Source organism: Pseudarthrobacter defluvii (genome assembly GCF_030816725.1).
Lineage (GTDB): Bacteria > Actinomycetota > Actinomycetes > Actinomycetales > Micrococcaceae > Arthrobacter > Arthrobacter defluvii_A.
Window position 1 is genome coordinate 3,534,601 of sequence record NZ_JAUSYG010000001.1, and the last position, 23,903, is coordinate 3,558,503.

The window sequence follows — 23,903 nt, forward strand, 5'->3', positions numbered from 1 at the left end:
CACCCCAACATTTTAGGGGAGAAAGCTGAGAGCTTGCGGGTTCAACTATTCCTTCGGCTTGACCAACGGACGAATAGCCCCGAAGATTCCGTCCGGCTAGGGTGGCTTAGAGGCACAAGCAACCCCAGGGGGCCGCAATGCAAACACCCGTCCAGGAAAAACCCGCCGGCACAGCAACGGCCGTGGGTTCCGGTTCCAGCCACGCCGGTGACACCAAGTACGACTTCATGGTGGTCTCGAACCGGCTGCCCGTTGACCGTGTGGCAGCGGGCGACGCCGGGGATGACGGCTCAGGCTGGCGCCGTTCGCCCGGCGGGCTGGTGACGGCGCTGGCTCCCATGATGACCAAGACGGACGGCGCCTGGGTTGGCTGGCATGGCGCACCGGATGAGACCGTGGATCCTTTCAGCCACGGTGGCATGGACCTTGTTCCGGTCCAGCTGAGCACCGACGACGTGGAGCTCTATTATGAGGGCTTCTCCAACGCGACCCTGTGGCCGCTCTACCACGATGTCATCGCGCCGCCGGAATTCCACCGGACCTGGTGGGATGCCTACCGCAGGGTCAATCAAAGGTTCGCCGACGCCGTCGTCAGCCACGCCGACCAGGGCGCGACGGTCTGGGTGCAGGACTACCAGCTGCAGCTGGTGCCGCGCATGCTGCGCCAGGCGCGGCCGGACCTGAAGATTGGGTTCTTCAACCACATTCCGTTCCCGCCTCCGGAAATCTTCGCGCAGCTGCCGTGGCGCCACGCCATCATCGACGGACTTCTCGGCGCCGACCTGGTGGGCTTCCAGCGGCCCAGCGATGCCGGCAACTTCATGCGCTCCGCGCGCCGCTTCCTCGGCGCGAGCGTCAAGCAGCAGCAGGTGCACGTCAAGGGCCAGAACGGGGAAATCACCCACATCGCGCGCGCCCAGGCCTTCCCCATCTCCATCGATGCCCAGCAGATCAGTGAACTGGCCGCCAAGCCGGAGATCATCGAGCGGGCCCGGCAGATCCGCCAGGACCTGGGCAATCCCCGGACCATCCTCCTGGGGGTGGACCGCCTGGACTACACCAAGGGCATCGGCCACCGGCTCAAGGCGTTCGGAGAGCTTCTGGCGGACGGCAAACTGACCGTGGGTGACGCAACCCTGATCCAGGTTGCCTCACCCAGCCGCGAGCGCGTTGAGCACTACCGGCTGCTGCGGGAGGAGGTGGAGGGCACCGTGGGCCACATCAACGGCACCTACGACACCATCGAGAACACCGCGGTGCGCTATCTGCACCACAGCTACCCCGTGGAGGAGATGGTGGCGCTGTACCTGGCGGCGGACGTCATGCTGGTCACCGCCCTGCGGGACGGGATGAACCTGGTGGCCAAGGAATACGTCACCGCCCGAATCAACAATGACGGCGCCCTGGTCCTCAGTGAGTTCGCCGGCGCCGCGGACCAGCTGAAGCAGGCGCTGCTGATGAACCCGCACGATATCGACGGACTGAAGGCCACGATCATGCGCGCCGTCGAGTTGCCGCCGCGGGACGCAGCGCGGCGCATGCGTGCCATGCGCAAGCAGATCCTTGAGCACGACGTGGACCACTGGTCCGCGGACTTCCTGCGCGCGCTGAAGGAAAAGGTGATCCGCGATGACTCGTGAAGACGGGGGCAGGCCGGCGCTGGCGCTCACTCCCGAACTCCGCCAGGCGCTGCGCCGGATCGCCGCAACAGAGCACCTGCTGGTTGCCATGGATTTCGACGGCACCATGGCGCCTATCGTGGGCCGCGCCCAGGACGCGCGGCCCCTTCCGCGCTCAGCCGCGGCATTCGCAGGGCTCGCCGTGCTTCCACGCACGAGGACGGCACTCATCTCGGGGCGCGCCCTCGCCAGCCTGCGTGAGGTCGCCTCCCCGCCGGTGGACACGCTGCTGATCGGCAGCCACGGCGCCGAGGCCTGGCTGGGGCCGGGCTCCACCGAACTGACGTTGGATGAGGACCAGAAAGCGCTCCTTAAAGAAGTGCGGGCCGAATTAGCGGCTATCGTCGCGGAAGCGCCCGGCACGTCGCTGGAAGACAAGCCCGCCGGTGTGGTCCTGCACACCCGCCAGGCCCAGGATGACGTGGCGGAGGACGCAGTGTCCGCCGCCCGCTCGGTTCTGCAGGACCGCAAGGGAGTCTTCCTCAAAGAGGGCAAGCGTGTCCTGGAAACTTCAGTGGTCCATGCCTCCAAGGGTGAAGGGGTCACCTTCCTCCGGCAGGCAACGGGGGCCACCGCCGTGCTGTTCGCCGGTGATGACGTCACGGATGAGGACGCCTTTGGGCGCCTCGAACCAGGCGATGTCGGCGTCAAGATCGGGCTCGACTTCACCCAGGCGCAATACCGGGTGGAGGCACCCGTCCACGTCGCGGAACTACTGGAAGCCCTGCTCCAGGAGCGGAGCAGCGCCGTGACCGAGGAGGATCCGCAGGCCGCGTCCGGCTAAGGCCTAGTCCCGCGCCGGATGTGACGTTCGTAACAATTGCGCTAAAAAGAGAAACCTCTGTCATACTCTTTGTGTGATGTGGCGCACAACAAGCGTGCGGCGTCAATCAATGCTCCGCGGACGCCGCGGAGCATTTTGCAGGAACAAAACTGAATAAAAATGAACCATTCACAACGGATCGTCCGGCACGTACCTGCCGGTGAAGGGATTGATAACTGTGGCTACAGTTACTTTTGACAACGCTACGCGTCTGTACCCGGGCACAGATAAGCCCGCCGTCGATAAGCTCAACATCGACATCGCCGATGGCGAATTCCTGGTCCTCGTTGGACCCTCCGGTTGCGGCAAGTCCACCTCCCTGCGCATGCTCGCAGGCCTTGAGGACGTAAACGCAGGCCGCATCCTGATCGGCGACCGCGATGTCACCGATGTTCCCCCGAAGGACCGCGACATCGCGATGGTTTTCCAGAACTACGCGCTGTACCCGCACATGACTGTGGCCGACAACATGGGCTTCGCCCTCAAGATCGCCGGCATCTCCAAGGAAGAGCGCGCCGAGCGCGTCCGTGAAGCCGCCAAGCTCCTCGACCTCGAGCAGTACCTGGACCGCAAGCCGAAGGCACTCTCCGGCGGCCAGCGCCAGCGTGTTGCCATGGGCCGCGCAATCGTCCGCAACCCGCAGGTCTTCCTCATGGACGAGCCGCTGTCCAACCTGGACGCCAAGCTCCGCGTCCAGACCCGTACCCAGATCGCGTCCCTGACCCGCCGCCTGGGCGTCACCACCGTTTACGTGACGCACGACCAGGTTGAGGCCATGACCATGGGCGACCGCGTCGCCGTGCTGAAGGACGGCCTGCTGCAGCAGGTTGACACTCCGCGCAACCTTTACGACCGCCCCAAGAACGTCTTCGTTGCCGGCTTCATCGGCTCCCCCGCCATGAACCTGCTGGAACTGCCCGTCGTCGACGGCGGCGTGCAGTTCGGCGGCACCGTTTACCCCGTGCCGCGCGACGTCCTCGAAGAAGCCCACGGCTCCACGGTCACGCTGGGCAGCCGTCCCGAAGACCTGGAAACCGCCCCGCAAGGTGAGGGCCTCAAGGTGGAGGTGGACGTCGTCGAAGAACTCGGCGCCGACGCCTACGTCTACGGCCACACCAACCTTGACGGCAAGGACCACGACATCGTGGCCCGTGTCGACGGCCGCCGCCCCCCGATGAAGGGCGAGGTCATCTACGTCCGTCCGCAGTCGGGCCACGTGCACCTGTTCGACACCAAGACCGGCCTGCGCCTCGGCGACTGATCCTCCCCACCGGCACCCTAACCTCGCTTCGCTTCGGCCAGGGAACCCTGCCGGCGTGGCCCCAGGTTAGCGACGGCGGCCCTCCTTCCTGGCGGGCCGCCGTCGGCCTTTAACCATGCCTGTCCGGGATTTAGCCGCCCTGCCCTGAGTACGGAAGAATTGAGCCATGACCGAGGAATACAGCGCCCAGTGGCACGACGAACCCACCGACTACGCGCAGATCGGGAAACTGCCGCGGTTCGTGGCGGCCAGTGCCGATGACAACAAAGCCGCCTCGGTCGCCTCGTCGCTGAACATCACCGCCGCGGCGGCGGATCCGGAACTGCTGGACCTGCCCTGGCACATCGCGTTGGAGGAGTGGCCGGCGGAGTACCTGGCGGCACTCCCCCGCGGCATCTCCCGGCATATTGTGCGCTTCGCGCACCTGGGCGGCTCCGTGATCGCCATCAAGGAAACCTCCGAGCACGTTGCCCGCCACGAGTACCACATGCTCCGCAAGCTGGCCCGCCTCGACGTCCCGTGCGTGGAGCCGGTCGCGGTGATCACAGGGCGCACCACTCCGGACGGCCGCCCGCTCAACCCGGTCCTGGTGACGCGGCACCTGAAGTTCTCCATGCCCTACCGCGCGCTCTTTTCCCAGATGCTGCGCAAGGACACCCTCACCCGCCTCATCGACGCGCAGGCACTGCTCATGGTGCGGCTGCACCTCATCGGTTTCTACTGGGGCGACGTCTCGCTGTCCAACACCCTTTTCCGCCGTGATGCCGGTGCTTTCGCCGCTTACCTGGTGGACGCCGAAACGGGCGAGCTCTACCCGGACCTCTCCACCGGACAGCGCGAGTACGACCTGGAGATTGCCCGCGTGAACATCGCCGGCGAGCTGATGGACCTGCTGGACGGCGGCCTCATCGAGGAGAAGGTGGACCCCGTGGCCACCAGCGAGCTGATCATGGACAGCTACCGCCGGCTGTGGGCTGAGCTGACCGAAAAGGAGTCCTTTGAACTCGGCGAGCGCTGGCGGGTAGGAGCGCGTATCCGGCGCCTGAACGAACTCGGCTTCGACGTCGAAGAGTACGCCATCAAGACCACCCAGAACGGCTCCACCATCCAGCTGCAGCCCAAGGTGGTGGACGCGGGGCACCACCAGCGCCGCCTGCTGCGGCTCACCGGCCTGGATGCCCAGGAGAACCAGGCCCGCCGGCTGCTCAACGACATGGACTCGTTCCGCGCGGACAACAACCCGGAAATGGATGAGGAATACAGCGCCCACCTGTGGGTCAGCCAGATCTTCGAGCCGATCGTGCGGGCCATACCCCGCGACCTGTCCGGCAAGCTTGAGCACGCCGAGGTGGTGCACGAGGTCCTGGAGCACCGGTGGTACATGTCCGAAAAGCAGGAGCGCCACATTCCGCTGGCTGAAGCCGTGCAGTCCTACATCGATTCGATCCTCCGGCACCGGCGGGACGAAGCGGCCATCATGCTCAACCCGGATACTGAGCTGCTGAAGATCCTCGAGGTGGAAAACGAGGAGTCCCGCTACGGCGCCGACGAGTCCGTGGACGAGTACCCGGACTCCGATGACTAGGTCCTAGATGGCCTTGCCGGGGTTCAGGATCCCGGCAGGATCAAACAGGTCCTTGATCCTGCGCTGGAGCTCCCGGACCGGTTCCGGCTGCTCCTGGCCCAGCCAGCGCAGCTTGTACTGGCCTACGCCGTGCTCCCCCGTGATGGTGCCGCCCATCGCCAGGGCGGCAGTGATGGACTCATCCAGCGCCACCTGCAGCCGCTCCATGGCGCCCGCATCCACCTCCGCCCCCTGCCGGTCGATCCAGAACGTGGGATGCAGGTTCCCGTCACCGGCGTGGGCCACCACTTTGAGGTGCACCTGCTGCGTGGCGGCCATGGCCTCGAGCGCTGCAACGTAGTCCACCAGGCGGGAGCGCGGAACGGCCACATCCTCACCAACGCGGTACTCGTCGTCGACTTCCGTGCCCCGGCTGTGTCGCCGGAGCTCCACCAGCCGCTCGGCTTCGGCGCTGGCCTCGGTGGTGACCGTTGCGCCGCCCTCGCGCAGGACCTGGCGCACCACGTCGGCTTCCGCAGCAGCGCCGAAGCCGTCCGTCTGGATGAGCAGCAGGGACTTTCCGCGCGTGCTGAGGTCCGAGCCATGGATGTCGTCGAGCTGGGCCAGCGTCCCGCCGTCGAGCAGTTCCATGATGGCGGGCTGGACGCGTGCCCTGCCCACGGCCAGGACCCCTGCGGCAGCCATGCGGAAGTCCGGGTAGAACGCGGCCACGGTGTGGACTTCCCGGGGCAGGTACTTTAGCCGCACGGTGATTCCGACGACGATGCCCAACGTCCCCTCGGACCCCACGAAAAGGCCCGTGAGGTCGTAGCCTGCCACGCCTTTGAAGGTCTGGTGTCCGGTGTGGATGAGCGACCCGTCAGCCATGACGACGTCGAGCGCGAGGACCGAATCCCTGGTGACCCCATACTTGGCGCAGCGCAGTCCTCCTGCATTGGTGGCCACGTTGCCGCCGATGGTGGAGCTCCGGAAACTGGCGGGATCCGGAGCGTACATGAGGCCGTGCTCTGCGGCTGCTTCATTGAGGACCGCGTTGACGACGCCGGGCTCCACAACCGCTGTTTCGTCATCGGGGTTCAGCGCAAGGATCCGGTCCATCCGCTCGAGCGACAGGATGATGCAGTTATTCGTGGCGTGGGCGCCGCCTGAGACCCCCGTACCCGCACCGCGGGGAACGATGGCCACTCCGCTGCCCGCACAGGCTTTCACCACTGCCTGCACATCGGCCACCGATTCCGGGAACACCACTGACAAGGGAAGCTGGAAGTCGATGACGGGCGCCTGGTCGATGGCGTACCTGCGGAGCGACACCTCGCCTGCCTCTACCTGCCCCGGCGCCAGGATGGCTTCCAGCTCGTCAACGATGCTTCCCACAGAGCCTCCACCCGTCGTCGGACATATCGTTCCAGTCTATGACGTGGCCGCTGCCGCATCGTGGTGCACCACCTCCTGCAACCGTTTCCAGTCCTATTCCCCACAGATTGCACCGGCAGCGCAGATCGCCTGACGAAACGTTAATGGAAGCGTTTTCATTTATGTTGCCGCGCGCGGTTATGCTGACTTCCATGTCTGTCGAAACTGTGACCCAGGACACTACGGCTGCCGCTGGTCCCCTGACGCTCATCCACACTGCCGACTCGGCCCCGGGGTGGTGGCGGTCCGCCGTGATCTACCAGGTGTACCCGCGGTCCTTCCGTGACTTGAACGGCGACGGTGTCGGCGACCTGGCAGGCATCACTGAAGAGCTGCAGCATCTTGCGGACTTGGGCGTTGACGCGATGTGGCTGTCGCCCTTCTTCCGTTCCCCGCAACGCGATGGGGGCTACGACGTCAGCGACTACTGCGACGTTGACCCCATCTTCGGCACCCTCGGGGACTTCGACGTCATGATGGCTGAATCGCACAGGCTGGGCCTGCGGGTGATCGTGGACCTCGTGCCGAACCACTGCTCCGACCAGCATCCTGCCTTTCAGGCTGCCCTTGCAGCGCCGGCCGGAAGCCCGGAGCGGGACATGTTCATCTTCCGGGACGGCTCCGGCCCCGAGGGACAGGAACCGCCAAACAACTGGCAGTCCCACTTTGGCGGGCCTGCCTGGACCCGCGTGCCGGGGCCGGACGGCCAACCCGGGCAGTGGTACCTGCATCTCTTTGATTCGTCCCAGCCCGACTTCAACTGGGACAACCCCGCCGTCCATGCTGAGTTCGAGCGGGTGCTCCGCTTCTGGCTGGACCGAGGCGTCTCCGGTTTCCGGGTTGATGTAGCCCATGCCCTGGTGAAGGCGCCCGGTCTGCCAGAATGGGGAGGCCGCCCCGATGGCGGCAGCAGCGAGGGGTACCCGGGCCACGAGGCGCCCATGTTCGGTCAGCCCGGCGTCCACGACATCTTCCGGAAGTGGCGGCTGCTCCTGGACGAATACGGCCCGGACCGGATCCTTTGTGCCGAGGCAAGCGTGGACCTGCACCGGCTGGCACACTGGGTGCGGCCTGACGAAATGCATCAGGCGTTCAACTTCCCTTACCTTCACGCGGGGCTGGAAGTTTACCGGCTGCGTTCTGTCATCACGGACTCGCTGACGGTCCTTGACGGCGTCGGGGCCCCGAGCACGTGGGTGCTCTCCAACCATGACGTGGTCCGCCATGCCACCCGGTTTGGCTACAACGGGCTGGGTCCACGGGACGGGGACGGCATTGGTGCAGCGGATCCCCAGCCGGACGAAGACCTGGGCCGGCGCCGTGCGGCCGCCGCCTCACTGTTCATGCTGGGGCTGCCCGGGGCCGCTTACCTCTATCAGGGAGAAGAACTGGGGCTGCCGGACGGCGTCGACATCCCCGGGCACCGGCGCCAGGATCCGACGTTTGCCAGGACCGGCGGCCAGCGGCTTGGCCGTGACGGCTGCCGGGTGCCGCTGCCGTGGCGGGCCGCGGATCCGCACCTCGGCTTTGGGTCGGGAGTGGACCCGTGGCTGCCCATTCCCGGATCGTTCGGGGAACTGGCGCGGGATCTGCAGGCTGAATCACCGTCGTCGCATCTCTCCCTTTACCGCGACGCCCTGGCACGCCGCCGGCAACTGGACCTGGGCAGGGGATCATTGTCCTGGGCCGAAGCCTGGTGCACAGGTTCCTCCTTGGGCTACCTGAACGGCACTACGCTGGTCCTCATGAACCTGAACCATGAGCCGCTGGAGTTGCCGGCAGGGGACGTGCTGCTCCGCAGCCTCCCATCAGAGACCGCCCATGCCCTTGCCTCCGGTGAGACTGCATGGATCCAGCTTGGACCGGACCTCATTACAGCAGACTGACCATGGCAGGTATCAAGGAAGTTGCCAGCCACGCGGGCCTGTCAGTGGCCACCGTTTCCAGGGCTCTGAGCGGCAAGTCGAATGTCTCGGCCAAGAGCCGCCGCCTTGCCCAGGAAGCGGCCAAGGAACTGGGGTTCGTCCCTTCCTACCACGCCTCGAGCCTGGCGTCGGGACGGAACCACAATATTGGGCTGGTGGTGCCCAACGTCCAGCGCTGGTACTTCTCCTCAGTCCTGGAGGGGGTTTCGGAGGCCTTGCTGGATGCAGGTTACGACCTGACGCTGTATAACGTGGGCGAGCAGCCGGAGCGGCGCAGCAGCATCCTGAACGACTTCCTGCTGCGGAAGCGCCTCGATGTCGTCATTGCTGTGGCGCTGGTGCTCAGCGAGGACGAGATCGGCCAGCTGCTGGCGGTGCACCGTCCCATCGTCGGCATCGGAGGCGCCTTGCGGGGAGCCTCGACCATCAGGATCGACGACGAGGGGCTGGCGGCACTGGCTACCCGCCACCTTATTGGACTGGGGCACACCAGGATCGCGCACGTCACCGGACACGGAGAGCTGAACCGGGACTTCAAGCTCCCCCAGCTCCGGCAGAAGGGGTTCGCCGCCGCCATGGCCGCAGCGGGCCTGACGGTGCGGCAGGAGTGGAACACCACCGCCGACTTCACCATCCAGGGCGCGTACGCGGCGGGCCGCCGGCTGCTGGGCACAAGCGCTGGGCGCCCTACCGCGGTCTTTGCAGCATCGGATGAGATGGCCGTGGGCATCATGCTTGCGGCGCGGGATTTTGGGCTGCAGGTCCCGCAGGATCTCTCCGTTGTGGGGATCGACGGGCACGAACTCGCCGAGACTTTCGGCCTTACAACCATCAGCCAGGATCCAAGGGGACAGGGAAGGCTGGCCGCGGCCACTGCCTTGGCTTTGCTGGACAGGCCAGGCGATGATTCCGACGGCGGCCCGGCCGCGGCTGCAGCACAGGACCAGGAGTTTCCCACGGAGTTTGTGATCCGGAGCAGTACGGCTGTTCCACCGGGTGTGGCAGGGCTACGGATTTAGGACGGACTTTGAGGCGCCTGCCAGGGTCAGAGTTCAGCGCCCATGAACCGCGCAAACTTTTCGAGGATGAGCGGCCACGCCTCTGCATACTCTTGCCGTGCGCCGGCAGGATCCTCGGCGCCCTCCCACCCCTCGTGGAAGACCCGCACCTCGGTGCCTGTTTCAACGGAACGGAACACGACCAGGAGTTCGGTGGACCAGAGCGCGGTGGTGCCGGGGTGCCAGGTGGCGTGAAAGGACAGTGGCGGCTGCCAGTCATCGATGGTTCCCCAAATGCTGGTCCGGCCGTCATCCGCCGTTTCGAGAATCAGGTTCTCTTCAAACTCCACGTACGATCCACCGCCGTACTCGCCGTGCTGCTCCAGGGGCCACCACAGGTGGGTGTGGTCGGTGAAGCCGGCAAATGCGCGGGCTACAGGGCCGGGTACCACCACTGTGTTCACCACTGGTTGCAGCAGATCGCCCGCCGGCCGTCCGGCTTCTCCGAAAGGGTCCTGGGCGTGGCTGAAGATGCTGCTCATGAGGGTCAATCCTACCCGCGGACGTTTGGCCGACCCGCGGCATCGGTTTGAGGTTAAAGTCGAAGGGCCCTGACATTCCTTGTCAGGGCCCTTCGTAATGTATGTTCCGGCGGTGACCTACTCTCCCACACCCTCCCGGGTGCAGTACCATCGGCGCTGTGGGTCTTAGCTTCCGGGTTCGGAATGGGACCGGGCGTTTCCCCCACGCTATGACCGCCGTAACCCTTTCACCCGAACCCCCTTGGTGTTGCTGTGGGGGTGGGAAGACTGTGGTTACAACATGTGGTGTTGTTATTCAGTTGTTTGGTTCCGTACCGGGACAACCCGCGTGTTGGAGGGGTTGTTGGTTGGGAACCACATAGTGGACGCAAGCAGGATGTTTTTCTGTGTGGTGTAAGTTGTTGGCCTATTAGTACCGGTCAGCTTCACGAGTCGTTAGTCCTCGCTTCCACATCCGGCCTATCAACCCAGTGGTCTGGCTGGGGGCCTCTCACACGCAATGGTGTATGGAAATCTCATCTTGAAGCGAGCTTCCCGCTTAGATGCTTTCAGCGGTTATCCCATCCGAACGTAGCTAATCAGCGGTGCACTTGGCAGTACAACTGACACACCAGAGGTTCGTCCGTCCCGGTCCTCTCGTACTAAGGACAGCCCTTCTCAAATTTCCTGCGCGCGCAGCGGATAGGGACCGAACTGTCTCACGACGTTCTAAACCCAGCTCGCGTACCGCTTTAATGGGCGAACAGCCCAACCCTTGGGACCTACTCCAGCCCCAGGATGCGACGAGCCGACATCGAGGTGCCAAACCATGCCGTCGATATGGACTCTTGGGCAAGATCAGCCTGTTATCCCCGAGGTACCTTTTATCCGTTGAGCGACGGCCATTCCACAATGTACCGCCGGATCACTAGTCCCGACTTTCGTCCCTGCTCGAGATGTCTCTCTCACAGTCAAGCTCCCTTGTGCACTTACACTCGACACCTGATTGCCAACCAGGCTGAGGGAACCTTTGGGCGCCTCCGTTACTTTTTAGGAGGCAACCGCCCCAGTTAAACTACCCATCAGGCACTGTCCCTGACCCGGATTACGGGCCGAAGTTAGATGTCCAAAGTGACCAGAGTGGTATTTCAACGATGACTCCACCCGAACTGGCGTCCGGGCTTCAACGTCTCCCACCTATCCTACACAAGCCACTCCGAACACCAATACCAAACTATAGTAAAGGTCTCGGGGTCTTTCCGTCCTGCTGCGCGTAACGAGCATCTTTACTCGTACTGCAATTTCGCCGAGTTTATGGTTGAGACAGCGGGGAAGTCGTTACTCCATTCGTGCAGGTCGGAACTTACCCGACAAGGAATTTCGCTACCTTAGGATGGTTATAGTTACCACCGCCGTTTACTGGGGCTTAAATTCTCAGCTTCGCCTTGCGGCTAACCGGTCCTCTTAACCTTCCAGCACCGGGCAGGAGTCAGTCCGTATACATCGTCTTGCGACTTCGCACGGACCTGTGTTTTTAGTAAACAGTCGCTTCCCCCTGGTCTCTGCGGCCCCGATCCCCTCCCACCAGCGATGTGGTGTTCAAGGTTGGGGCCCCCCTTCTCCCGAAGTTACGGGGGCATTTTGCCGAGTTCCTTAACCATAATTCTCTCGATCGCCTTGGTATTCTCTACCTGATCACCTGTGTCGGTTTGGGGTACGGGCGGCTAAAACCTCGCGTCGATGCTTTTCTCGGCAGCATAGGATCACCAAATCCCCCCAAACGGGGGTCCCATCAGATCTCAGGCTATGTGAGTGGCGGATTTGCCTACCACTCGCCCTACATCCTTAGACCGGGACAACCATCGCCCGGCTCGGCTACCTTCCTGCGTCACACCTGTTAATACGCTTGCCTCCCGGGATCAGGTCCTGCGCTCCACCAAAACCCTTCACCCACAAGGGGTGTCGGGCAGGTTTCGGGCAGTTAGTATCCCCCGCTCAGCATGGGCGGTTTTTCGCCGGTACGGGAATATCAACCCGTTGTCCATCGACTACGCCTGTCGGCCTCGCCTTAGGTCCCGACTTACCCAGGGCAGATTAGCTTGACCCTGGAACCCTTGATCATTCGGCGGACGGGTTTCTCACCCGTCTTTCGCTACTCATGCCTGCATTCTCACTCGTGTAGGCTCCACCGCTGGTTTACACCGCGACTTCACCGCCCACACGACGCTCCCCTACCCATCCACACTCCTGAACCACGAAGGCTTGGAGAATATGTGAATGCCACAACTTCGGCGGTGTACTTGAGCCCCGCTACATTGTCGGCGCGGAATCACTTGACCAGTGAGCTATTACGCACTCTTTTAAGGGTGGCTGCTTCTAAGCCAACCTCCTGGTTGTCTTCGCAACTCCACATCCTTTCCCACTTAGCACACGCTTAGGGGCCTTAGTTGGTGGTCTGGGCTGTTTCCCTCTCGACTATGAAGCTTATCCCCCACAGTCTCACTGCTGCGCTCTCACTTACCGGCATTCGGAGTTTGGCTGACGTCAGTAACCTTGTAGGGCCCATTAGCCATCCAGTAGCTCTACCTCCAGCAAGAAACACGCAACGCTGCACCTAAATGCATTTCGGGGAGAACCAGCTATCACGAAGTTTGATTGGCCTTTCACCCCTACCCACAGCTCATCCCCTCCATTTTCAACTGAAGTGGGTTCGGTCCTCCACGACGTCTTACCGTCGCTTCAACCTGGCCATGGGTAGATCACTTCGCTTCGGGTCTAGATCACGCCACTCACACGCCCTATTCAGACTCGCTTTCGCTACGGCTGCCCCACACGGGTTAACCTCGCGACGTAACACTAACTCGCAGGCTCATTCTTCAAAAGGCACGCCGTCACCAGAATCAGACTGGCTCCGACGGATTGTAAGCACACGGTTTCAGGTACTGTTTCACTCCCCTCCCGGGGTACTTTTCACCTTTCCCTCACGGTACTGGTCCGCTATCGGTCATTAGGGAGTATTTAGGCTTATCAGGTGGTCCTGACAGATTCGCACGGGATTTCTCGGGCCCCGTACTACTTGGGATACTCTCACAGGCGGTACAAACACATTACGATTACGGGACTAACACCCTCTCTGGCCGGCCTTTCAAAACCGTTCACCTATGCGCGCACATCACACCCCACCAGCCCGGCAGAACTGGTATGGAAAGTCCCACAACCCCGACCATGCAACGCCCGCCGGCTATCACACATGGAACGGTTTAGCCTGATCCGCGTTCGCTCGCCACTACTAACGGAATCACTATTGTTTTCTCTTCCTGCGGGTACTGAGATGTTTCACTTCCCCGCGTTCCCCCCACGCACCCTATGTGTTCAGGTACGGGTCACCAAGTCACTCGCGCGCTTGGCGGGGTTTCCCCATTCGGACACCCTGGGATCACAGTCCGGTTATCGACTCCCCCAGGCTTATCGCAGATTCCTACGTCCTTCTTCGGCTCCTAATGCCAAGGCATCCACCGTGTGCTCTTAAAAACTTGACCACAAAGATCAAAAACATTTTCGAGAGAACCACAGAAACCAACCACGCACAATCAACACCACCCACAAAGGAGCAGCACCACCACGCGCAGCCAGATCCAGGTTCATATATCTTGGAAATTGCTTCTTATACAAGATGCTCGCGTCCACTATGTAGTTCTCAAACAACAACCCCACACCACACACCCACACACAAACAAGCGCGTGGACCGTCATGGCAGGGAAACCAGAAACAAACAAACCCGGGGAAACCCCCGGTCCTGTTGTCTCAGGACCCAACAGTGTGCCAAACACTACCCAGGACAACAAACCACACAACGTTCCTGAACAACCCCCACAAAGGAAAGCGTCCGTACTAGCAAATGGTCCGTGCCACCAGGCACCTATTCGTTGATATTCCACCCATGAGCACCCGCCGCAGGACAATCGCCTGCGCAACGGGCTTGCTTCCTGACAACCCCCACACCCGGACATACATCCAGGCCGGTTGTTGTAGGTGCTCCTTAGAAAGGAGGTGATCCAGCCGCACCTTCCGGTACGGCTACCTTGTTACGACTTAGTCCCAATCGCCAGTCCCACCTTCGACAGCTCCCTCCCACAAGGGGTTAGGCCACCGGCTTCGGGTGTTACCAACTTTCGTGACTTGACGGGCGGTGTGTACAAGGCCCGGGAACGTATTCACCGCAGCGTTGCTGATCTGCGATTACTAGCGACTCCGACTTCATGGGGTCGAGTTGCAGACCCCAATCCGAACTGAGACCGGCTTTTTGGGATTAGCTCCACCTCACAGTATCGCAACCCTTTGTACCGGCCATTGTAGCATGCGTGAAGCCCAAGACATAAGGGGCATGATGATTTGACGTCGTCCCCACCTTCCTCCGAGTTGACCCCGGCAGTCTCCTATGAGTCCCCACCATCACGTGCTGGCAACATAGAACGAGGGTTGCGCTCGTTGCGGGACTTAACCCAACATCTCACGACACGAGCTGACGACAACCATGCACCACCTGTAAACCGACCGCAAGCGGGGCACCTGTTTCCAGGTATTACCGGTTCATGTCAAGCCTTGGTAAGGTTCTTCGCGTTGCATCGAATTAATCCGCATGCTCCGCCGCTTGTGCGGGCCCCCGTCAATTCCTTTGAGTTTTAGCCTTGCGGCCGTACTCCCCAGGCGGGGCACTTAATGCGTTAGCTACGGCGCGGAAAACGTGGAATGTCCCCCACACCTAGTGCCCAACGTTTACGGCATGGACTACCAGGGTATCTAATCCTGTTCGCTCCCCATGCTTTCGCTCCTCAGCGTCAGTTAATGCCCAGAGACCTGCCTTCGCCATCGGTGTTCCTCCTGATATCTGCGCATTTCACCGCTACACCAGGAATTCCAGTCTCCCCTACATCACTCTAGTCTGCCCGTACCCACCGCAGATCCGGAGTTGAGCCCCGGACTTTCACGGCAGACGCGACAAACCGCCTACGAGCTCTTTACGCCCAATAATTCCGGATAACGCTTGCGCCCTACGTATTACCGCGGCTGCTGGCACGTAGTTAGCCGGCGCTTCTTCTGCAGGTACCGTCACCTTGCGGCTTCTTCCCTACTGAAAGAGGTTTACAACCCGAAGGCCGTCATCCCTCACGCGGCGTCGCTGCATCAGGCTTGCGCCCATTGTGCAATATTCCCCACTGCTGCCTCCCGTAGGAGTCTGGGCCGTGTCTCAGTCCCAGTGTGGCCGGTCACCCTCTCAGGCCGGCTACCCGTCGTCGCCTTGGTAGGCCATTACCCCACCAACAAGCTGATAGGCCGCGAGTCCATCCAAAACCACAAAAGCTTTCCACCAACCACCATGCGATAGTCGGTCATATCCGGTATTAGACCCAGTTTCCCAGGCTTATCCCAGAGTCAAGGGCAGGTTACTCACGTGTTACTCACCCGTTCGCCACTAATCCACCAGCAAGCTGGTTTCATCGTTCGACTTGCATGTGTTAAGCACGCCGCCAGCGTTCATCCTGAGCCAGGATCAAACTCTCCGTTGAAGAAAAACAGACACAACCAAGCACCACGGAAATAACGCGGAACCAGGCTGCACAAAATTTGAAACCAGCCAAAAACACCAAACCAATACCACAGGGGCGGCACGATTCGGCAAATTCAACCAATTACATACATAATCGGTATCAACAAACTTGGCACACTATTGAGTTCTCAAACAACAGACACACCCGGCACCACCCAAACCCTTGGTTCAGGATCGCTCCGGAGCAACTTTTCAAACTTACCCGCTGACTTCCTGCGTGTCAAACCGGCGTCCGCGACCATCCTCAGCATAAGCTGGGGGGATCGATTTTCCGTCTGACTCCGTGGAGCAGCGCGGAAATAAACTGTACCACCACTCAGTCGGGATCGCCACTCCACTGCCGGCACCGTCCGTCCCGACAGCCGTGAGGCCCGGAATCACGGGGATTCCGGGCCTCACGTTCACAGCTCGGCAGGGGTCACTTAGCGGATGACGCTCCCGGCTTGAAGTAGGACGCTCCAAGCGGTGGCAGCGTGACGGTCAAGGTGGCCGGCTGGCCGTCCTGTCCCTGGTCCGTGGCCTTCAGCTCACCGTCATTCAGCACGCCGGATCCGCCGTACGTGGTGTGGTCCGTGTTGAGGACCTCGGTCCAGGCACCGGCCGACGGGACGCCCAGGGTGTAGCCAACGTGCGGGGCGCCGGAGAAGTTGATGGCACAGACGATCGGGTTGCCGTCGGCATCCCACCTGATGAAGGACAGGACGTTGCGGTCCGCGTCTCCCCCATTGATCCACTGGAATCCGGCGGGAACATTGTCCTGCGTGTACAGGGCGGGCGTGGATGCGTACAGCTCGTTCAGGTCCTTGGTCAGCAGCTGCAGTCCCCTGTGTGCGGGGATCTCCGCGAGCCACCAGTCCAGGCCGTGCTGTTCCGACCATTCGGCTTCCTGGCCGAACTCGGTACCCATGAAGATGAGCTGCTTGCCCGGGTGCGCCCACTGGTAGGCGAAGAAGGCGCGGAGGTTGGCAAGCTGCTGCCAGCGGTCGCCCGGCATCTTACGGAGCATGGAGCCCTTGCCGTGGACAACCTCGTCGTGGCTGATCGGTAGCAGGAAGTTCTCGGTGAAGGCGTAGACCAGGGAGAACGTGACGGTGCCGTGGTGCCACCTGCGGTTGTAGGGGTCCTCGGAAATGTACTTGAGCGAATCGTGCATCCAGCCCATGTTCCACTTCAGGCCGAAGCCCAGGCCGCCGTGGCTGGTGGGTGCGGTGACGCCGGGGAAGGCAGTGGATTCTTCCGCGATCATGACGGCGCCCGGGTGGGTCTTGTAGACGGTGGCGTTGACCTCCTGCAGGAAGGAGATGGCTTCCAGGTTCTCCCTGCCGCCGAACCGGTTGGGCCGCCACTGGCCTTCCTGGCGTGAGTAGTCCAGGTAGAGCATGGAGGCTACCGCGTCCACGCGAAGGCCGTCGATGTGGAACTCCTCCAGCCAGTAGAGGGCGTTCGCCACCAGGAAGTTCCGGACCTCGGAGCGGCCGAAGTCGAAGATCAGGGTTCCCCAGTCGGGGTGTTCACCCAAGGCAGGATCGGAGTGTTCATACAGCGGTTCCCCGTCAAACTGGGCAAGGGCCCAGGAATCCTTGGGGAAGTGCGCGGGTACCCAGTCCAGCAGCACGCCGATCCCGGCCTGGTGCAGGGCGTCCACCAGGTAGCGGAACTCGTCCGGGTGGCCAAACCTGGATGTGGGCGCGTAGTAGGACGTGACCTGGTAACCCCAGGAGCCGCCGAACGGGTGCTCGGCCACTGGCATGAATTCCACGTGCGTGAACCCGAGCCACTTGACGTAATCCACCAGTTCCTTGGCAAGTTCACGGTAGCCCAGCCCCAGGCGCCAGGACCCGAGGTGCACCTCGTAGACACTCATGGCTGAGTTGTGCGGGTCGCGCTGGCTCCGGGCTTCCATCCATTCGCTGTCCTTGAAGGCGTAGGAAGGTTCCACCACCCTGGATGCAGTCAACGGGGGCACCTCGGTGCCGTACGCCATCGGGTCGGCTTTTTCAACCCAGTAGCCGCCCCGGGTAAGGATCTCGTACTTGTAGCAGGCCCCGGCGGTAACGCCGGGAATGAAGACTTCCCAGACACCCGAGGACCCCAGCGAGCGCATGGAGTTTTCACGGCCGTCCCAGGCGTTGAAGTCGCCCTTGATGCGGACTGCCTGGGCGTTGGGAGCCCACACGGCGAAGGAAACACCGTTGACGTCCCCCAGCGATGACTTGTAGTGCTGGACGTGGGCGCCAAGCACTTTCCACAGCTTTTCGTGCCGGCCTTCACCGATGAGGTGCAGGTCCACCTCGCCCACGGTCGGCAGGTACCGGTAGGGCTCGTCGACCGTTACCGGCTCCTTGCCCGGGTAGGTTACCGAGAGCCGGTAGTCGGGAACGTGTCCCTCCTCCAGCGGCTCCAGGACGGCGACCCACACACCGTGTGCCTCGTGTTCCATGGGGAATTCGCCGGCCGGGGTGACCACGGTGATTGCTTCGGCGAGATGCTTCACGGTCCGGATAGTGACATGCCCGTAGTCGTCCAGGTGCGCGCCCAGGACGGAGTGGGGGGCGTGGTGTTCACCGTTCGCGATCCTGCCCAGGGTGCCTTCATCCACGTGCAGGGGCACCCCCGGGCGGTCAGTTCGTGCTGAGCCTGTCATTTCGTTACCTTCCGATGCTGCACCGGCAGAGTCGCCGGCACCGTTACTGCTCAGGAGCCGCCTGGAGGCGTTTACTGGAATCGCCACCCAGTCGGGCCTGTTCCGCATTTCATAAACAACTTCGTACAGCGCCTTGTCCAGCCACAATGCCACAAACAGCGGTGAGGTCCGATCCACCGTGCCGGGAATGACCCCGGCATACCCCGCCAGGAAGGCGTCGGCGCAATCGTCGACCCAGTTGTCGGGGACCTGGGCGCCTTCCTGCTCACGCTGGGCTGCGCCGGCTGCATAGTCGAAGGACCGGAGCATGCCCACGACGTCGCGCAAGGGTACGTCCGGGACGTTCCGTTCGGCGATGGGCCGCAGGGGCTCGCCCTCAAAGTCGAGGATGGCCCAGCGTGACTCGTCACCGGATTGGCCTGTCACCAGGAGGATCTGGCCCAAGTGGAGGTCCCCGTGGATGCGCTGCAGCGGCCCGGCTGGGGTTTTGTCCAGGTCGGCCAGCAGGGCGTCCAGGGCTTCGTCGTAAGGCCCGACGGCGGCACGCGCTTCAGCCCACGCGGTGCGGACGCGGTGGGCAACAGCAGGCCCTGCCCCCTTGCCTGGTTCAGGTTTGGCTGATTGCCCCAGGGCCTCCGCCAGCCGCCTGTGCACCGTAGCCGTGGCCGCGCCAAGGGCCCGGGCTTCCGAGGTGAAGTCCTTGCCTGAGCGCGCGGCGTCCACCGCCAGCCGCCACGCGTCCCGGCCGCCGGCCAGGAACTCGTGGGCCACGGCAAGCTCACCCTGGACGTACCGGCTGCCCTGGGCGCCTTGCCCGAGCCACTCCCCCCGGACCCAGCCGAGGGTGGCAGGAACTTCGGAGGTGCCGGCCTTGGTGAGGGCGGCACCCACTTCGATCTCGGGGTTGGTGCCGTCCGACAGCACCCGGAAGAATTTCACCATGGCCGCCGATTCGCCGTCGTCCACCAGGACAGAACTGTTGGACTGTTCGCCGGAGAGTACCTTCACGACGCCCTTGGCCGTAGGAAGCCGGTGGGGTCCTTCAACCCGGAATCCGGTGGCGGTGCCGCTCGCCGCCTTCTCCTGCTGCCTGATGAGCTCCAGCCACGCGCCCACGAAGTCGGGATCGTGCACGGCGTCATAGACCCACGGGCGGGTGGGATCCATGCCCGCCGCTTCGCCCACCAGTGCCCGCTCCATGCCGCCCGCCGGTGCCGGCCGGAAGCTCAGGGGAACCTGGACCACCGCGGTGCGCCGGCCGCCGTCGGGCCCGTCGGTGGTGACGTTCAGGAGGAACACGGCCAGCGCCGCGTGGCCCGTGGGGTCCGTCAGCCCCAGGCTGCCCGCCTGGGAAATGTCGAAGTCAGGCGTCTTGACCGGAAACCACCGCTGCTGCGGCAGCCATTCCTTGAGCAGGGCGGTGAGGGCGGGAGTGAGGATTGGCTGGTTCATCTCAGTTCTCTATCGACAGGATGGGCATGGCCTGGGTGTAGGGCGACGACGGGTTGGACCCCGCCGAGCGCAACCGGAGCCAGAAGAAATCGTGGCTTCCGATGGTAAGGGTGAGGGTGCCGTCGTCGCCGATGCCGGGGAAGATCTGGCCGCCGAAGACGTCGCGGAGCCCCCGCCCGGCGTACTCGGGGATGCGGAGGGTGGCCGCCACCGGGTGCTGGGAAAGGTTGAAGGCGCACAGAATGGTTTCTGCGTTCGCACCGGCAGAATTGCTGGCCGGCAGTTCCCGCAGGTACGCCAGGACGGCGTCGTGGTCTGCTTCCACGTGTTTGAATCCGCCCAGCCCGAACGCCGGGTGGTTCTTGCGGACGCTGAGGATCTGCCGGGTCCAGCGCAGCAGGGACCCGGAGTGCGCGGCCTCCGCTTCCACGTTGGCCATGGCGTAGTTGTAGACCAGAGACTGGATGGGCGGCAGGTACAGCTTGCCCGGGTCTGCGTGGGAGAAGCCGGCGTTCCGGTCCGGGTTCCACTGCATGGGGGTGCGGACCGCATCACGGTCCTCGAGCCAGATGTTGTCCCCCATGCCGATCTCGTCCCCGTAGTACAGGAACGGGCTGCCCGGAAGTGAGAGCAGGAGCGCGTTGATCAGCTCGATCTCGGCCCGCGAGTTGTCCAGCAGCGGCGCGAGCCGACGCCGGATGCCGATGTTGGCACGCATGCGCGGGTCCGGTGCGTACCAGCCGAGCATGGCCGCCCGCTCGTCAGCGGTGACCATTTCCAGGGTCAGCTCATCGTGGTTGCGAAGGAAGGTGCCCCACTGTGCGCCCTCGGGGATGTCCGGGGTTTCGCGCATTGTTTCGATGACGGGCGCGGCCTTCTGGTCGCGCAGCGCGTAGTACAGGCGGGGCATGATGGGGAAGTGGAACGCCATGTGGCATTCGGGCTCCTCCACGGTGCCGAAATACTCCACCACCTCGTTGGGCGGCTGGTTCGCCTCGGCGATGATGACGCGGCCGGGATAGTTTTCGTCCACCATGGTGCGCAGCTGGCGGAGGAACTCGTGGGTTGCCGGAAGGTTCTCGCAGTTGGTGCCCTCTTCCTCATAGAGGTAGGGGATGGCGTCCGCCCGGAAACCGTCGATCCCCTGGTCCAGCCAAAACCGGACCACGTCGAAGAGGGCTTCAATCACTGCAGGGTTCTCGAAGTTCAGGTCCGGCTGGTGGCTGAAGAACCGGTGCCAGAAGAACTGCCGGCGGATGGGGTCGAACGTCCAGTTCGATTCCTCCGTGTCAACGAAGATGATGCGGGCGTCCTGGTACTTCTCGTCGGTGTCGCTCCAGACGTAGAAGTCGCCGAATGGGCCGTCCGGGTCCTTGCGGGATTCCTGGAACCAGGGATGCTGGTCGGAGGTGTGGTTCAGCGGGAGGTCAATGATCACCCGGACGCCGCGGGCGTGGGCCTCAGCCACCAGGCGCTTGAAATCGCTGATGGTGCCGAACTCGTCCAGGACCGAGTTGTAGTCGGAAATGTCGTAGCCGCCGTCCCGCAGCGGTGACTGGAAGAACGGGGGCAGCCAGAGGCAATCGACGCCCAGCCACTGCAGGTAGTCCAGCCGGTCGATGAGTCCGGAGAAATCGCCGGACCCATCACCGTTGGCATCCGCAAAGGCCCTCACAAGTACTTCGTAGAACACTGCCTTGCGGTACCACAGCGGGTCATGCTGGAGGCCAGGTGCATTTAGCTCGAACGTGCTCTTTGGGGTGAAGTGGCCGGAACTTTGCGGGTTGAAGCTCACTGATGCGTTCTCCTCACGCTCAGGATGTGGGCGGGCTCCACGTGCGGATCCAGGCGCACGTAGTTGTACTCGCCCCACTCCCAGCTTTGGCCGGAGATCAGGTCATCCACGTGGAAACCGCCGCTTGGCGTGAGGTCCTGCGGGTCCAGTTCAAGGGCTGCCAGGTCCAGAGCCACGCTGCATTCCTTGGTGACGTGCGGATCCACGTTGACCACCACGATGATGGTGTCCTTGGATCCGTCGGGAAGCGTCTTGTGCTTGGAGTAGACCACGGTGGAGTCATCCGTACTCTGGTGGACCGTGAGGTTCTGGAGGTCCAGCAGTGCAGGGTGGTCCCGCCTGATGTGGTTCAGCCGCGTGATGTATGGAGCCAGGGTGCGCCCCGACTCCGCGGCGGCGTCCCAGTCGCGGGCCTTGTATTCGAACTTCTCGTTGTCGATGTACTCCTCGGCGCCGGGCCGGGCCACGTGCTCGAACAGCTCGTAACCGGCATAGACGCCCCAGAGGGGGCTTCCGGTGGAGGCGAGGACGGCCCGGATCCGGAACGCAGCCGGTCCCCCGTACTGCAGGTATTCAGTGAGGATGTCCGGGGTGTTGACGAAGAAGTTGGGGCGGAAGAACGCCGGGGATTCGTGGCTGACTTCCTCGAAGTACGTCTCGATTTCCTTCTTGGTGTTGCGCCACGTGAAGTAGGTGTAGGACTGCTGGAAGCCTGCCCGGCCCAGGGCGTGCATCATGGCGGGCCTGGTGAAGGCTTCCGCCAGGAACACCACGCCGGGCGCCGCTTTGTTTACTTCCGCAGTAAGCCATTCCCAGAACCACACGGGTTTGGTGTGCGGGTTATCCACCCGGAAAATCTTTACCCCGTGGCTGACCCACAGCAGCACAATCCGCAGAATTTCCTGGGAAAGGCCTTCCGGGTCATTATCGAAATTGAGCGGATATATGTCCTGGTACTTCTTGGGCGGGTTCTCCGCGTAGGCAATGCTGCCGTCCACCCGGGTGGTGAACCATTCCGGGTGCGACTGGACCCAGGGGTGGTCCGGGGCTGCCTGCAGTGCGAGGTCCAGGGCTACCTCCAGGCCCAGTTCGTTGGCCCGCGCCACGAAGGCGTCGAAGTCTTCGAAGGACCCGAGGTCGGGGTGGATGGCATCGTGGCCACCCTCCTTGGCTCCGATGGCCCAGGGTGAGCCCGGATCATTCGGGCCGGCAACGAGGGTGTTGTTGGGTCCTTTGCGGAACTGCACGCCGATGGGGTGGATGGGCGGCATGTAGAGCACGTCGAACCCCATCGCGGCCACGGCGTCGAGCCGCTTGGCAGCGGTCCGGAAGTTTCCGGACGTCCAGGCGCCGGTGTTGTGGTCCTTGACGGCGCCTTCGGACCGGGGGAAGAACTCGTACCACGCGCCGCGGCCTGCCCGGTCCCGCTCCACCAGCAGGGGGAACTTCTGGGACACGGTCACCAGCTCGCGGATGGGCTGGCGGGCAACGATGTCCGCGATCTCCGCGCCGAAGCCCGCCCCGAGGCGTTCCTCCGTGCTGCGGGACTGGTCCCCGAGGACGTCCGCGGCGTGCCGCAGGGCGGCCCGGTCCACCTCGTCCCGGAAGTCCTCGCCGGACGCTTCGCCAAGCAGCTTGGCGCCCTCGGCGAGCATGAGCTCGACGTCGATGCCGGCGTCGATCTTCACCTCTGCGTTGTGGTGCCAAGTGCCGTAGCGGTCATGCCAGGCTTCGATGACAAAGGACCAGTTGCCGGTTTCCGACGGTGTGAGCACGCCTTCCCAGCGGTCCGTCCCCATGCCGCGTTCCCCGCGCGGCGGTGCAAGGCGCACGCGCTGGCGCTCCGCGCCGGAAGGGTCAAGGAGCACGGCGCTGACGCCGAGCATGTCGTGCCCTTCGCGGAAGGCGGTGGCGCCCACCACGATCGCTTCGCCGGGCAGGGCCTTGGCCGGAAACTTGCCGCCCTCGACAACGGGCTGCACGGCGGTGATGGGAAAACGCCCGAACCGAAGGCCCTCCGTGATTCGGCGCTGGGGCATTTTGGTGGATGCGGCACTGGTTCCTGAGTTAGTCGTCACAGGCTCGACGTTAGCGAGAAATGACCCGGATTGCTAAGCCTGCTCACTAAATTCGCCCGCGCCGCGGCCCAATTTCTTCATGCGTCTGTCATTTACCCAAAAGAAACCGAAAGCTGGTTC

The 23,903-nt window shown here is 63.1% G+C and carries 11 protein-coding genes and 3 rRNA genes; 6 read left to right on the forward strand and 8 right to left on the reverse strand.

From position 1 onward, the window contains the following. The first annotated feature begins 137 nt into the window (after positions 1-137). The 4 genes from QF031_RS16465 (at position 138) to QF031_RS16480 (ending at position 5,348) form a co-directional block, all read left to right on the forward strand. On the forward strand, positions 138-1,640 hold the full coding sequence (locus QF031_RS16465) for an alpha,alpha-trehalose-phosphate synthase (UDP-forming) (RefSeq protein WP_307430547.1): 1,503 nt from the start codon (positions 138-140) through the stop codon (positions 1,638-1,640). Further along, positions 1,630-2,463, forward strand: a complete 834-nt coding sequence (otsB, locus tag QF031_RS16470; protein WP_307430549.1) for a trehalose-phosphatase — start codon at positions 1,630-1,632, stop codon at positions 2,461-2,463. Before QF031_RS16465 ends, otsB begins: the two co-directional genes overlap by 11 nt. A gap of 217 nt (positions 2,464-2,680) precedes the next feature. Next, entirely contained in the window at positions 2,681-3,763 is a 1,083-nt protein-coding gene (locus tag QF031_RS16475; RefSeq protein ID WP_307430553.1) for an ABC transporter ATP-binding protein, read from the forward strand. A 166-nt stretch (positions 3,764-3,929) separates the two neighbouring features. Then, on the forward strand, positions 3,930-5,348 hold the full coding sequence (locus QF031_RS16480) for a DUF4032 domain-containing protein (protein WP_307430557.1): 1,419 nt from the start codon (positions 3,930-3,932) through the stop codon (positions 5,346-5,348). Between the two features lie 3 nt (positions 5,349-5,351). Here QF031_RS16480 and QF031_RS16485 read toward each other — a convergent pair whose 3' ends face one another. Then, entirely contained in the window at positions 5,352-6,722 is a 1,371-nt protein-coding gene (locus QF031_RS16485; protein ID WP_307430560.1) for an FAD-binding oxidoreductase, read from the reverse strand. A gap of 179 nt (positions 6,723-6,901) precedes the next feature. Between QF031_RS16485 and QF031_RS16490 the strand changes: the two genes are divergently transcribed. Beyond that, the gene (locus QF031_RS16490) at positions 6,902-8,647 is read left to right on the forward strand and encodes a glycoside hydrolase family 13 protein (RefSeq protein ID WP_370874523.1); all 1,746 of its coding nucleotides are present in this window, start codon (positions 6,902-6,904) and stop codon (positions 8,645-8,647) included. A 2-nt stretch (positions 8,648-8,649) separates the two neighbouring features. Further along, positions 8,650-9,705: a LacI family DNA-binding transcriptional regulator gene (locus QF031_RS16495; RefSeq protein ID WP_307430566.1), complete on the forward strand. Its 1,056-nt coding sequence runs from the start codon at positions 8,650-8,652 to the stop codon at positions 9,703-9,705. Positions 9,706-9,731: 26 nt separating this feature from the next. Here the strand turns inward: QF031_RS16495 and QF031_RS16500 are convergent, their stop codons facing one another. The 7 genes from QF031_RS16500 to QF031_RS16530 all read right to left on the reverse strand — a co-directional run bounded on the left by QF031_RS16500 (position 9,732) and on the right by QF031_RS16530 (position 23,744). Next, on the reverse strand, positions 9,732-10,226 hold the full coding sequence (locus tag QF031_RS16500; RefSeq protein WP_307430569.1) for a hypothetical protein: 495 nt from the start codon (positions 10,224-10,226) through the stop codon (positions 9,732-9,734). A gap of 104 nt (positions 10,227-10,330) precedes the next feature. Next, positions 10,331-10,447: ribosomal RNA gene (gene rrf, locus QF031_RS16505) — 5S ribosomal RNA — on the reverse strand. Positions 10,448-10,614: 167 nt separating this feature from the next. Further along, positions 10,615-13,744: ribosomal RNA gene (locus QF031_RS16510) — 23S ribosomal RNA — on the reverse strand. Positions 13,745-14,249: 505 nt separating this feature from the next. Next, positions 14,250-15,773 (reverse strand): 16S ribosomal RNA (locus QF031_RS16515). Together the 16S, 23S and 5S rRNA genes form the textbook arrangement of a ribosomal RNA operon. 459 nt (positions 15,774-16,232) lie before the next feature. Then, on the reverse strand, positions 16,233-19,910 hold the full coding sequence (locus QF031_RS16520) for a 1,4-alpha-glucan branching enzyme (RefSeq protein ID WP_307430572.1): 3,678 nt from the start codon (positions 19,908-19,910) through the stop codon (positions 16,233-16,235). A gap of 1 nt (position 19,911) precedes the next feature. Next, positions 19,912-21,705: a maltose alpha-D-glucosyltransferase gene (gene treS / locus QF031_RS16525; protein ID WP_307430575.1), complete on the reverse strand. Its 1,794-nt coding sequence runs from the start codon at positions 21,703-21,705 to the stop codon at positions 19,912-19,914. Further along, positions 21,702-23,744, reverse strand: a complete 2,043-nt coding sequence (locus tag QF031_RS16530) for an alpha-1,4-glucan--maltose-1-phosphate maltosyltransferase (protein WP_307433422.1) — start codon at positions 23,742-23,744, stop codon at positions 21,702-21,704. Before QF031_RS16530 ends, treS begins: the two co-directional genes overlap by 4 nt. Positions 23,745-23,903: the final 159 nt, after the last annotated feature.

What these genes read in the sequence shown, in the direction of transcription:
- QF031_RS16530 (WP_307433422.1), bottom strand. Translation starts at nt 23,744, where the DNA reads ATGCCCCAGCGCCGAATCACGGAGGGCCTTCGGTTCGGGCGTTTTCCC.
- QF031_RS16520 (WP_307430572.1), bottom strand. Translation starts at nt 19,910, where the DNA reads ATGAACCAGCCAATCCTCACTCCCGCCCTCACCGCCCTGCTCAAGGAA.
- QF031_RS16495 (WP_307430566.1), top strand. Translation starts at nt 8,650, where the DNA reads ATGGCAGGTATCAAGGAAGTTGCCAGCCACGCGGGCCTGTCAGTGGCC.
- QF031_RS16465 (WP_307430547.1), top strand. Translation starts at nt 138, where the DNA reads ATGCAAACACCCGTCCAGGAAAAACCCGCCGGCACAGCAACGGCCGTG.
- QF031_RS16490 (WP_370874523.1), top strand. Translation starts at nt 6,902, where the DNA reads ATGCTGACTTCCATGTCTGTCGAAACTGTGACCCAGGACACTACGGCT.
- otsB (WP_307430549.1), top strand. Translation starts at nt 1,630, where the DNA reads ATGACTCGTGAAGACGGGGGCAGGCCGGCGCTGGCGCTCACTCCCGAA.
- QF031_RS16480 (WP_307430557.1), top strand. Translation starts at nt 3,930, where the DNA reads ATGACCGAGGAATACAGCGCCCAGTGGCACGACGAACCCACCGACTAC.
- QF031_RS16500 (WP_307430569.1), bottom strand. Translation starts at nt 10,226, where the DNA reads ATGAGCAGCATCTTCAGCCACGCCCAGGACCCTTTCGGAGAAGCCGGA.